This window comes from Flavobacterium gossypii (assembly GCF_014138495.1).
Lineage (GTDB): Bacteria > Bacteroidota > Bacteroidia > Flavobacteriales > Flavobacteriaceae > Flavobacterium > Flavobacterium endophyticum.
In genome coordinates, this window is sequence record NZ_JACJIS010000004.1 from 264,312 (window position 1) to 277,045 (window position 12,734).

Sequence of the window (12,734 nt, forward strand, 5' to 3'; positions counted from 1 at the left end):
GCTTAAGCCAACTTTTTTTATAATGCTATGTTTTTAGTTTTGAGCACTTTCATCTATCTGGAAGCTTTTTAAAAATGCGATAGTTTTTTCGATATCATAATGCAAGATACGGTCTTCACTAACTAAAGGCACTTCCTCTCTGTAGGTTTTCAGGAACATTTCGATAAAATCGCTTGATTTTAAAGGCTCTCTGAAGTGAATGGCTTGCGAAGCATTCATCAATTCTATAGCTAAAATTCGCTCCAGATTGTCCATGATTCGTAATGCTTTTGTCGCTCCATTGGCTCCCATGCTCACATGATCTTCCTGTCCGTTTGATGAAACAATACTATCAATGCTTGCAGGAGTCGCTAGCTGCTTGTTTTGGCTTACGATACTGGCCGCAGTATATTGCGGAATCATAAATCCTGAATTCAAGCCTGGGTTATCAACTAAAAAGGCTGGCAAGCCTCTCAAGCCAGAAATTAATTGATAGGTTCTTCTTTCGGAAATGCTTCCTAATTCAGCCAAAGCAATAGACAAGAAATCTAAAGCTAAAGCCAATGGCTGCCCGTGGAAATTACCTCCTGAAATGATCTGGTCGCTTTCGATAAATACATTCGGATTATCAGTAACCGAATTGATTTCTGTCTTAAATACTTTCTTCACATAATCAATCGCATCTTTCGAAGCACCATGTACTTGCGGAATACAACGGAAAGAATACGGGTCTTGTACATGTTGTTTCTTTTGAGTAATGATTTCGCTTCCTTCTAGAAAATCAGCCACTCTTTTAGCAGTAACAATTTGTCCTTTGTGCGGACGAATAAAATGAATCAATTCATTAAAAGGCTCGATTCTTCCATCAAAACCTTCTAGAGAAATGGTTCCTATTAAATCTGCCAGATACGAATACTTCGCTGCTTTAATTAAAATATGCGCGCCATACGCATTCATAAACTGTGTTCCGTTTAGCAATGCCAAACCTTCTTTCGATTTTAACTGAATCGGACTCCATCCAAAATGATTCAAGACATCGATAGCATTGTGCTTTTTATCATTAAAATACACTTCCCCTTCTCCAATCAAAGGCAGAGACAAATGAGCCAATGGCGCTAAATCTCCCGAAGCTCCTAGCGAGCCTAGTTCGTAAACAATAGGAAAAACATCATTATTGTAAAAATCAATCAAGCGCTCTACAGTTTCCAATTGCACGCCAGAATAACCGTAACTCAATGATTGGATTTTTAACAAGAGCATCATTTTTACGATTTCTCTTGGAACCTCCTCTCCTGTCCCGCAGGCATGAGATTTCATTAGGTTTTCCTGTAGTTTGGTAAGATTTTCGTTTGAAATTTTTATATTGTATAAAGAACCGAAACCGGTATTGATTCCATAAATCGGCTCTTCATGAGATTCCATCTTTTTATCAAGATATTCGCGGCATTTCTGGATATTGACTTTTGCTTCTTCAGACAAGGCCAATGTCTTATTATGGTTGATAATCTCGTCTAAATTTTCTATAGAAAGTAACTCTGCGCTTATATAATGTGTATTGCCCATTTTGTTTGATTATTGATGCCTCAAAATTCCGCAAATACTATCAAAAAAGCAACTATTGTGGATAAGATTATGGCTATTTAGAGAGGAGATTTTAGTATTATGATTTAATTTCAATATTTAAAATCACAATACCATAAAATAAACAGCTAAAAACAATATATTACTAAAAATATATGTTAATTTAAAAATAATAAATCAAAGTATTATATTTGTTTTGAATAAATTCTTATAATGATAGTTAACAGCAACACAATCACTTCACAATTTACTGCCTCTTCTTCGGCAGTAACGACTGTTGCTACAACTACAACAACCCCTTAGGGGTTTTCTATCTACATACCATCGCGACCTGTTTTTATTTTTTTCAAAATAAAGACTTCAACTATTTATTCATTCTCAACATACATCAAGATGAAAGTATTAAAATTCGGAGGTTCATCCGTAAATAATGCCGAAAACATACAAAAAGTCATTACTATTTTAGAAAACGAAAAAGAACCTTTAGCCGTTGTCGTTTCTGCCTTTGGCAAAGTAACCGATTTGTTATTAGAAACCTCACTTCTCGCCGCTTCAAAAGATATTCAATATAAAGAAATTTTAAAAACTATCGAAGACAGGCATATTCTAGCGATAAAAGAACTGATTTTAATTAACGATCAAAGTGCGATCTTAAGCCAAGTCAAACGAATGCTCAATCACCTAGAAACCTTGCTAGACGGTTGCTTCTTGCTTGGAGAAGTATCGAATCGTTCTTCTGATGCCATCTTAAGCTTTGGAGAATTGCTATCGTCCTACATTATTTCCGAAGCTGTAAAGCAAAAAAACAAAAATGCTATGTTCAAAGACAGCCGAGAACTGATTATTACGAATAAGCATTTTGGAAAAGCTACTGTCGATTTTTCCTTAACTAATGCTCTAATAGCTGATTTCTTCAAAGAAACTAAATCTGAAATTGTAATTCTACCAGGATTTATTGCTACTTCTAATGACGGACATGTAACGACTCTAGGTCGCGGAGGTTCCGATTATACAGCCGCTATTATAGCTGGAGCTATTGATGCTTCAATTCTAGAAATATGGACCGACGTAAACGGAATGTTTACAGCCAATCCGCACATTGTGAGCCAAGCGCAATCTATAGAAAAGATAAGCTATCAGGAAGCCATGGAATTATCACATTTCGGGGCAAAAGTGCTCTATCCGCCAACCATCCAGCCCGTGCTGAATAAAAACATACCGATACGTATCAAAAATACTTTCGAACCTGTGCTTGACGGAACTTATATTTCTTCTGAAGCCAATGCTAGCAATGGAAACCCTATTAAAGGAATCAGCAATATTGATAACATTTCCCTTTTGACAGTAGAAGGTTCTGGAATTATAGGCGTTGCAGGTTATTCCAAACGATTATTTGAAGTGCTTTCAAAAGAAAATATCAGCGTAATTTTTATTACGCAAGCTTCTTCTGAACATTCCATCTGTTTCGGAATCCAAGATGCTGATGCAGAAAATGCCAAAATTGCTATTGATACAGCTTTTGAATTTGAAATTTCTCAAAAGAAAATTGATCCTTGTCTTGTTGAAAACAACCTGTCTATTATTGCTGTTGTTGGAGAAAACATGAAAAACCATCAAGGATTGAGCGGCAAGATGTTCAGCACCCTAGGAAAAAACAACGTAAATATTCGTGCTATAGCACAAGGTGCTTCCGAAAGAAATATTTCTGCCGTAATCGCTCAAAAAGACGTCAAGAAGGCGCTGAATTCTCTTCATGAAAAGTTCTTTGAAGACGATATAAAACAGCTCAATCTCTTTGTCATGGGAGTTGGGAATGTCGGAGAAAAGTTCATTGATCAAATTCATCAGCAGCAAAAATATTTAAAAGAAAATCTACAGCTAAATCCACGTGTTATAGCACTTTCTAATTCAAGAAAAATGTATTTTGATGAAGAAGGAATTGCTCTAAAAGATTGGAAAACGATCCTAGACTCAGGAGAAACTGCAGACAAAGACAATTTCATCGCTAGAGTCAAAGTACTAAATTTACGCAACAGCGTTTTCGTCGATGTTACGGCCAACGAAGTAATATCGCAGACGTATGATCAATATTTAAGACAAAATATTTCGGTTGTTACCTGCAATAAAATAGCTTGTTCTTCTGCGTTTGAGAATTATAAAAATCTAAAAAAACTCTCACGAAAATTTAACGCTCCTTTTTTATTTGAAACCAATGTTGGAGCGGGATTGCCAATTATTGACACGCTAAAAAATCTAGTAGCGTCAGGAGATAAAGTCAATAAAATCCAAGCTGTTTTATCAGGCAGCTTAAACTTTATTTTTAATAATTTCAGCGAAGAAAACTCGTTCTATGATGTTGTAAAACAAGCACAAGCTGAAGGCTATACTGAACCCGATCCTAAAATTGATTTGAGCGGCGTTGATGTCATGCGCAAGATCTTGATCTTGATTCGTGAAAGCAATTACGAGATGGAAATTGATGCAATTGAAAATAAATCTTTTTTACCCAAAGAATGCCTTGAAACAGCTTCAGTGGATGATTTTTTTGAGTCATTGAAAACATACAGTTCTCACTTTGAAGATATTCTTCAGGAAGCAAAAGTAAAAGATTGCCGACTGAAATATGTAGCTGAATTTGAAAACGGAAAAGCAAATGTAAGCCTGCAATTTATTCCGAAAGACCATCCTTTTTATAATCTGGAAGGAAAAGACAATATCGTCTTATTTTACACGGATCGTTATGTAGACCAGCCTTTGCTCATAAAAGGTGCTGGCGCTGGTGCTGCAGTAACGGCTTCGGGAATTTTTGCAGATGTAATCAGAATCGGAAATAATTAATCGTATGAAAGAAATTAGACTTTTTTGCCCCGCTACAATTGCCAATCTTTCTTGCGGTTTTGATGTATTGGGCCTGTGCTTGGATACTATCGGAGATGAGATGGTTGTTCGGAAAACCGTTGAAAAAGGAATCAGAATTACTAAAATTGTTGGAGCTGACCTGCCTTTTGAAACAGAGAAAAACGTAGCAGGAGTCGCTGCCATGACAATGGTTTCGGTATTGGACTTAGATTTCGGATTTGAGATTGAAATTTACAAAAATATAAAAGCCGGCAGCGGAATCGGAAGCAGTGCTGCCAGTGCCTCAGGTGTTGTTTTTGGTATTAATGAATTATTGGGAAAGCCTTTTAGTATGAAAGATTTAGTTCCTTTTGCAATGGAAGGTGAAAAATTAGCAAGCGGAAGTGCTCATGCAGATAATGTTGCTCCCGCACTTCTCGGCGGCTTTGTCCTGATTCGAAGCTGCAATCCTTTAGATATCATACGAATTGAAAGTCCTGATGAATTATATGCAACCGTAATCCATCCGCAGATTGAATTGAAAACATCTGATGCCAGATCAGTCTTAAAACAAAATGTGACCTTAAAGCAAGCGGTAATACAGTGTGGCAATCTTGGAGGATTAATCAGCGGACTTTATACAGAAGATTATGATTTGATCGGAAGATCATTACAAGATGAAATTGTGGAGCCTTTACGAAGCATGCTGATTCCTGGATTTGATAGCGTAAAAAGAAAAGCTTTGCAAGCAGGAGCTTTAGGTGGCGGTATTTCAGGTTCCGGCCCGTCGATTTTTGCTTTGAGTAAAGGAAAGCACACCGCTGAAAAAGTGGCCACAGCGATGAGCAAAGTGTATGACGAAATGAATTTGAAATATGAAATACATGTTTCTAAAATAAATTCTGGAGGGATAAAAATTATAAAAACTCTAAATTAAAAGAAATGAACTATTACAGCCTTAATAAAAATGCTCCAAAAGTAAGTTTTCGAGAAGCGGTCATTCAAGGTCTAGCTCCCGATAAAGGATTGTATTTTCCAGAAAAAATCATACCGCTGTCTCAAGATTTTTTTGATTCGATCGAAAAACTTTCCAATCAAGAAATCGCCTTTGAAGCCATCAAGCAATTTGTCGGAAAAGACATTCCAGAAAATGAATTAAAGAGAATAATCGAGGAAACATTTTCTTTTGATTTTCCTTTAATTCAAGTGGATGAAAACAGCTTTTCGTTAGAACTTTTTCACGGTCCGACGATGGCTTTTAAAGATGTAGGTGCCCGATTTATGTCAAGATGTTTGGCTTATTTTAATCGTGGTAAAAATCAAAAGAATACAGTTTTAGTCGCCACTTCAGGCGATACGGGTGGAGCGGTAGCGAGTGGCTTTCTAGGTGTAGAAAGTGTTGAAGTGGTAATACTATATCCAAGCGGAAAAGTCAGCGATATTCAAGAAAAACAACTGACAACTTTAGGTCAGAATATCAAAGCATTAGAAGTTGACGGCGTTTTTGACGACTGCCAAGACATGGTCAAAAGAGCTTTCCTTGATGCCGATTTAAAGTCTAAAAATCTGACTTCGGCTAATTCTATCAATATCGCAAGATGGCTTCCGCAGATGCTTTATTTCTTTTTTGCTTACAAGGAATTAAAAAAATACAATAAGCCGCTGGTAATTTCGTGTCCGAGTGGCAATTTCGGAAATATATGTGCCGGAATCCTAGCCAAGAAATTAGGATTGCCAATTCATCATTTTGTGGCTTCAACTAACGTAAACGACACGGTTCCGGAATTTTTAAAAACGGGTAAATACATTCCAAAACCTTCAAAAGCGACAATTTCAAATGCAATGGATGTCGGAAACCCAAGTAATTTTATACGAATTCAAGAGCTGTATGGAAATAATCTGGATAATTTTGAAAAGGACTTCTCCTCCTACAGTTTTACAGATGAAGAAACTAAAACAGCCATCGTAAGCCTGTACAAGACCTCAAAATATATTGCCGAACCGCACGGAGCTATTGGTTATTTGGGATTAAAAAAAGAGCTGGAGAATAAGATGGACGCTATTGGAGTCTTTTTAGAAACAGCCCATCCTATAAAATTTTCAGATACTGTGGAAGAAATACTTTCGCTTACGATTCCAATTCCCGAGCAAATTAAAAACGTTTTGGATAAAGAGAAAAAAAGCTTAAAAATCAGCAGCTACGAAGATTTGAAAGCTTTCTTGTTATCTTAGATTATTTCTTTTTGAACTTTTTCTTTGGCTCATCTGTTTTTGCAGCAACTGGATTTTTAGTCTGTAAAAGCTGGTGGGCCAATAATTTTTCGATCAGCTCGTCTTTAGTCAAGTGATGAAAAACAGTCTTGATCTTATCTTTAAATTCTTTTGAAACCTCATGGTTTGGTTTGGTCTTGAAAATCTGTTTCGCCCATAAAAAAGCTGTATTTTCTTCAAGACTTTCGGCTGAGGGTTTTTTGAACTCACTGAATGTAATTCCTAATTCTTTTTCAAAATTAGCCATTTCGGCAACTTCTTCGGGTTGCAAAACTGTCAATGAAAGTCCCTTGGCTCCTGCCCTTGCCGTTCTTCCGCTTCTATGTACATAGGTTTCATACGTATCAGGAAGATGGTAATTTACGACATAAGCAATTTCTTTCACATCAATTCCCCTTGCTGCTAAATCAGTAGCTATCAGTATTGAAATATGCCCTTCTCGGAACTGTTCCATAATGCGATCGCGTATCGGCTGCGTCAGGCTTCCATGCAACGCTCCAGAAGAAAAACGATTGATTGCCAAATTTTTAGCCAGTTTGTTTACTGCCGCTTTTGTCTTGCAGAAAATAATACCGCGCTGTCCTTCCTTCGAATTTAAGAAATGCATGAGAACGTCTAACTTTTCTTCCGGTTCCACGACAATGTAATCATGGTCGATTCCTTGATTTCCGGAAGTGGTCATATCGGCACTCACTTGGACGATATTCTTTGACATATATTGCTGTACCAATTGTTTCATTGGGCCAGGCATCGTAGCTGAAAACAGCCAGGTTCTTCTATTTTTTGGAAGTTCGTGCACAATTTCATCCAAGCCTTCTTTTAGGGCAGCCATCATTTCATCAGCTTCGTCCAAAATTAAAAATTTACAGTTTCTAATATCCGCAGCTTGTCTTTTTATCAAATCAATCAATCTTCCAGGCGTAGCTACAACAATGTGGGCCCCTTGAGAAAGACGTTCGATTTGAGGTTTGATAGGGATTCCTCCACAAACTGAAGCAATTGAAACTTCAGGTAGAAACTGGGCAAAAGCAGTTAAATTATCAAAAATCTGATGTCCTAATTCTCTCGTAGGCACTAAAATTATAGCTTGTATGCTTGTAGTTTTTATATCAATCAATTGAAGCAAAGGCAATCCGAAAGCGGCTGTTTTTCCTGTTCCTGTCTTGGCAAGACCTACAAAATCTTCTGTTGTATCTAGTAAAACTGGAATTGCTTTTTGCTGGATTTCCGTCGGAATAGAAAATCCTAATTTTTGTATTCCTTTAGTAATAGCGGCTGAAAAGCCAAAGTCTGAAAATGTGCTAGCCATAATTTTATATTTTGAAAGGCAGATAATTTGTTAGTCTTCGTTCATGATTTTTTCACGGTATTTTTTACCGATCAACAAAAGCAGTTTGGTCTTGTAATCTTCTACAAGCCATTCGCGGTAGTTTTTACTGCTCTTGCTCAAGCAGTTGGTGTAGTAGCGGATACGGCATTCAACATCTTCCTGAAGTAACTTAGAGAGATTTTTTGCTTCGTTTAAAGTTTCGGTATTATCAACGCACATAGAAGCATGCTGGTCTAACGATTTGTCTAAAACTACTTTTGAACGAAGGTTTTGCGAAATGGCAAGCCTGTGTTCTTCTTCTACATCGAATTCAACAACAGCCGTTTTGCTAAATTTTGCTCGGACATCTGGCGGCATCTGGTATTTGAAATGCATCTCGATTTCGGCATCATTTCGGAGATTTTCGAGATAGAATTCAGGCGATTTGAAAATGTGCTGCCAATCTATAGGCTCGCTCCATAACCCAAATCGAGCGGCATTGTTCCCTAAATCAATTACTGTAAAGTTATCTTTGTGCGGCAATTTTCTAGAGCCACGCCCAATCATCTGAAAATACAGCGTAAGCGATTTGGTTGCTCTATTCAAGATGATGCTTTCTACCGTTGGTTCGTCAAATCCTGTAGTTAAAATTCCTACGGATGTCAGAATGGCGTCTGGCGTATGTTTGAACCAAGTCAAAATATCTTTTCGTTCTTCGTTGGAAGTGGTATTATCTAAATGTTTTATAGGATATCCGGCTTCTTTAAAAGTTTCGAAAACGTATAAGGATGTATTGATTCCGTTATTAAAAATCAAGGTTTTTTTTCCGAGTGACTTTTCAGTATAAGCATGCAAAAGTTTTTCCTGCATGGCCATATTTGTATACAAGTCGTCTGAAGATTTAACGGTATAATCGCCATTGATTCCCACCTTAAGCGAAGTCAGTCCGACATCATAGCTATAGGTTATTGCTTTGGCTAAAAAACCGTTTTCTATTAATTTGTTGATCGGGTCGCCCACTATCAATTCATCATAATTTTCATTCATCGGAAGCTTAATGTTCGAGCTTAAGGGCGTAGCTGTAACGCCGAGTATGAATGAATTTTTGAAAGACGAAAGCAATTTTCTGAAAGAATTGTAATGCGCTTCGTCAATAATCACAAGTCCTATGTTTTCAATCTGGAGCTTCTCGTCATTTAGCCTGTTTTTAAGCGTTTCAACCATAGCTACAAAACAAGAATATTCGTCCTGATCAGGCAGTTCCTTAATTTTGCTGTTGATGATTTTATTCTTAACATTAAAGCCTTTGAGCATCTTAGAAGTTTGCTTGCAAAGCTCAATTCTATGTGTCAGAACCAATACTTTTTTATCATTATAAGAAAGATATCTTCTTACGATTTCAGAAAATATGACGGTCTTTCCTCCTCCTGTCGGGAGCTGATAAAGCAGATGATGGTTGTGAGGAGCATTATTGATTCGTTCAAAAATGGCGTCAATATCCCCTTGCTGATAGGCATAAAGTTCTTTTTTTTCTTCGATCTCTAATTCTAGGTTCTTTTGGGACATTGCGGTTTTGAATAATTTGCAAAAGTACGTACTAAAAAGGGTTAAATCGAGGTTTTAGCGGTTTAATTTGAAAAACTTTATATAAATATTAGCAAAAGATATAACGCTGTTCGATTTTAAATACTCTAATTTTGAGAAACAAGCGCATCATCTCATCCATAATACAATTTTCCATGCTGAGTTACGACGATTTTACTATTGAAATGGCAACCCTTCTACAAAATAAGATGAAGGAGGATATTTCTTTAAATACGCGTAACAAAAACATCAGAACCGTTGCCGGTGCTGATATTTCGCATGATGTCGGCAGTTCTAAATTATTTGCAGGAATTGTGATTTTAAGTTATCCTGACATGATACCACTATCCTATTCTTTAGCAGAAGGAAATTCCAATTTTGAATATAAGGCTGAATATTTGGCTTTTAGGGAAGTTCCGACGTTAATGAAAGCCTGGGAACAAATTCCGATAAAACCAGACCTGCTGATTTTAGACGGACAAGGAATCACGCATCCTAGAAGAATGGGAATTGCGTCTCACTTCGGACTCCTAGCTGACCATCCAACAATCGGTTGTGCGAAAAATATGCTTCATGGAGAATACAATGTCTTGGAAGATGAAAAATTCAGTTACAGTGCTATTTTTAAAAATCAAGAAAAACTGGGATTCGCCCTCCGCACAAAAACAAATGTCAAGCCTGTCTTTATTTCACCCGGACACCATATGTCTGTTGATGACAGCCTTGAAATCATGACTAATACGATACAGAAATATCGGATTCCGGAGCCTACTAGACATGCTCATTTGATGGTCAATCTGTTCAGGACCGGGCAGCGCCAAGCTGGTTTCCATGAATTCAATAACCAGCTTCCTTTGTTCTAAAGCCTAATCTATCAGGTCTAGCGGTCTTTCAAATTCTTTTTTGTTTTCCCAATTTTGTTTAAAAGCAACATCTTTTATTTCAAAAATCCTGTTTTTATAATCAGAAATCATTCCGTTTTCAATACTAAACTTTACAACCTGCTCGAAAGAATTCAGCATGCTTTTGTAAAAAGAAGTATAGCGCATTTCTCGTCGCGCAGAATATTTTTGTGCTACTTCAATATTATAAAGCATCAGATCGGCCACGACAAAAGGATCTACACCCAAACTCAAAAAATGCTTGATGTATTTTTGGGCCACAGAACGTCTCAATTTCGGGCGCTTGCCTTTTAAAGGGAAATATTCGTTTGAAATCTTGAGCTTGGCTTCCTGGAGTAATTTTTCTTCTTTAGGATTAAATACAAAATCGTAATATACTTTTACGTCAGAGAATTTCTCATATAGCTCCAACAGCTGTTCTTCCAGCTGTTCTTTATCTAATTCTTTAAGATATTTTTTTAGATCTCTCTTGCTCATTTTAGAATTCTCTTTTTACAAAGATAGTATTATGCGATAATTTAAGAGACTATATTAAATTTATTAGATCGTCACGCTCAAGTTTTTAATCCTCGTCAATATTGCTTAAATTTGACAAATCTCAAAAAAGACTCGATGGATGATCAGCTAAAAGCAACCCCAGCAGAGAAATGGATTATCAACCCTCTAAATAATTTTATAAGCAAATCTACAACAGGAGGAATTATTCTTTTTCTGGCCGCTGTCGTGGCTGTCTTTTTGGCAAATTCTCCATTGAAAGACTGGTATCATCATATTTGGGAACATAAAATCGGCTTGACGATTAATGATGAATTGTATCTAAATTACACCATTCATCATTGGGTAAATGACGGCTTGATGGCCATTTTCTTTTTTGTCGTTGGTCTGGAATTAAAAAGAGAAATCATTGGAGGCGAATTATCGCAGCCTAAAAAAGCAATGCTGCCTATAGTAGCAGCAATTGGAGGAATGGTCTTCCCTGCCCTGATTTATACTTTATTTAATTTTGGAACTGATTCAGCACATGGCTGGGGAATTCCAATGGCAACCGATATTGCCTTTGCTTTGGGTGTTTTATATCTTTTGGGCGATAGGATCCCTGCAACTCTGAAAATATTTTTGACCGCCTTGGCTATCGTTGACGATCTTGGCGCTGTTTTGGTCATCGCATTTTTTTATACTGCTGCTATTAATTTTATCGCATTAGGCATTGGATTGGGAGTCCTTCTATTTTTATTTGTCTGCAATAGATTTGGCATTAGGAATATTCTGTTTTATGCTATTATCGGAATTGCTGGCGTTTGGCTTCCTTTCCTCCTTTCTGGCGTTCATGCCACAATTGCAGCAGTATTGGTTGCCTTTGTCATTCCGGCCGGTTCAAGAATAGACGAAAATTTATTTATTTCAAAAATAAAAACCCGTCTGAATCAATTCAAAGAACTTGATCCTACGGATTCTCCTGTCTTATCAGAAGATCAGTTGCACGTGCTCCAAGATATGCGTAAACTGTCAAAAGATGCCATGTCGCCACTACACCGACTGGAACACGGACTGCATCCTTTTGTAAGTTTTATTATCATGCCTGTTTTTGCACTGGCTAACGCAGGAGTAACTTTTTCTAGCGGAATTATTGAAAGTGCAGCAAGTAATGTGACATTAGGTGTTGTCTTTGGACTTCTAGCAGGAAAAGTAATAGGTGTATATGGCGTATCTGCGCTCCTGATAAAAATGAAACTGGCAAGCCTTCCGGATGGCCTTACGAGCAAAAGCCTATTTGGCGTAGGATTTCTTGCTTCTATCGGGTTTACGATGTCGCTTTTTGTGACCAATCTTGCCTTCCATAACCCTGAATATGAGCTACAAGCTAAATTAGGCATCTTTGCAGCATCTTTGATTGGTGGCATATTAGGCTATGTCCTTCTTGTTAAGAAGAATACTAAAATTTCAATTACTAATTCATAAATTCTATAACTTTTACAATGCTTAAACTTTTTAAAATCGTCGCCATACTAGAAGGAGTATCCTATCTGGTGTTATTTGCAAATATGCTATTCGTTAAAAATAGCAATCCTGAACTTTACAAAACGCTTTTATTCCCTATTGGAATGGCGCATGGACTTTTATTTATCGGCTATATCATCTTATCTATCATGCTTAAGATCGAATTAAGCTGGAACTGGAAAAAATTCGGCATCATCGCCATTGCTTCTGTAATTCCTTTCGGAACTTTTTATGTTGAAAAGAAATATTTAAGCACAAGCACAAATTAAGAC

Annotated in this window: 10 protein-coding genes; 6 read left to right on the forward strand and 4 right to left on the reverse strand. The window is 37.0% G+C overall.

Annotated elements, in window-relative coordinates:
- Positions 1–33: 33 nt before the first annotated feature.
- The gene (gene hutH / locus GGR22_RS15885; RefSeq protein WP_182494456.1) at positions 34–1,542 is read right to left on the reverse strand and encodes a histidine ammonia-lyase; all 1,509 of its coding nucleotides are present in this window, start codon (positions 1,540–1,542) and stop codon (positions 34–36) included.
- Positions 1,543–1,953: 411 nt separating this feature from the next.
- Here hutH and thrA point away from each other — a divergent pair, with 411 nt between their 5' ends.
- From thrA to thrC, 3 genes are read left to right on the forward strand one after another with little or no spacing between them, the layout of a single operon-like run.
- Positions 1,954–4,398, forward strand: coding sequence for a bifunctional aspartate kinase/homoserine dehydrogenase I (thrA, locus tag GGR22_RS15890; protein WP_182494457.1), 2,445 nt, complete (start codon positions 1,954–1,956; stop codon positions 4,396–4,398).
- 4 nt (positions 4,399–4,402) lie between these two features.
- A complete protein-coding gene (locus tag GGR22_RS15895) occupies positions 4,403–5,335 on the forward strand; it encodes a homoserine kinase (protein WP_182494458.1) in 933 nt (310 codons plus the stop codon).
- A gap of 5 nt (positions 5,336–5,340) precedes the next feature.
- On the forward strand, positions 5,341–6,630 hold the full coding sequence (gene thrC / locus GGR22_RS15900; RefSeq protein ID WP_182494459.1) for a threonine synthase: 1,290 nt from the start codon (positions 5,341–5,343) through the stop codon (positions 6,628–6,630).
- A 1-nt stretch (position 6,631) separates the two neighbouring features.
- On the opposite strand, the gene GGR22_RS15905 is transcribed toward thrC, so the two are convergent.
- Positions 6,632–7,978, reverse strand: a complete 1,347-nt coding sequence (locus tag GGR22_RS15905) for a DEAD/DEAH box helicase (protein ID WP_182494460.1) — start codon at positions 7,976–7,978, stop codon at positions 6,632–6,634.
- A gap of 30 nt (positions 7,979–8,008) precedes the next feature.
- A complete protein-coding gene (locus GGR22_RS15910) occupies positions 8,009–9,544 on the reverse strand; it encodes a DEAD/DEAH box helicase (RefSeq protein WP_121377014.1) in 1,536 nt (511 codons plus the stop codon).
- A gap of 131 nt (positions 9,545–9,675) precedes the next feature.
- Here GGR22_RS15910 and GGR22_RS15915 point away from each other — a divergent pair, with 131 nt between their 5' ends.
- Positions 9,676–10,425, forward strand: a complete 750-nt coding sequence (locus GGR22_RS15915; protein ID WP_246336973.1) for an endonuclease V — start codon at positions 9,676–9,678, stop codon at positions 10,423–10,425.
- A 3-nt stretch (positions 10,426–10,428) separates the two neighbouring features.
- On the opposite strand, the gene GGR22_RS15920 is transcribed toward GGR22_RS15915, so the two are convergent.
- On the reverse strand, positions 10,429–10,941 hold the full coding sequence (locus GGR22_RS15920) for a DUF6155 family protein (RefSeq protein ID WP_182494461.1): 513 nt from the start codon (positions 10,939–10,941) through the stop codon (positions 10,429–10,431).
- A 135-nt stretch (positions 10,942–11,076) separates the two neighbouring features.
- Here GGR22_RS15920 and nhaA point away from each other — a divergent pair, with 135 nt between their 5' ends.
- Together nhaA and GGR22_RS15930 are read left to right on the forward strand one after the other, a co-directional pair.
- On the forward strand, positions 11,077–12,423 hold the full coding sequence (nhaA, locus tag GGR22_RS15925) for a Na+/H+ antiporter NhaA (RefSeq protein ID WP_182494462.1): 1,347 nt from the start codon (positions 11,077–11,079) through the stop codon (positions 12,421–12,423).
- A 17-nt stretch (positions 12,424–12,440) separates the two neighbouring features.
- Positions 12,441–12,731: a DUF3817 domain-containing protein gene (locus GGR22_RS15930; protein ID WP_121377010.1), complete on the forward strand. Its 291-nt coding sequence runs from the start codon at positions 12,441–12,443 to the stop codon at positions 12,729–12,731.
- The last annotated feature ends 3 nt before the right edge of the window (positions 12,732–12,734 follow it).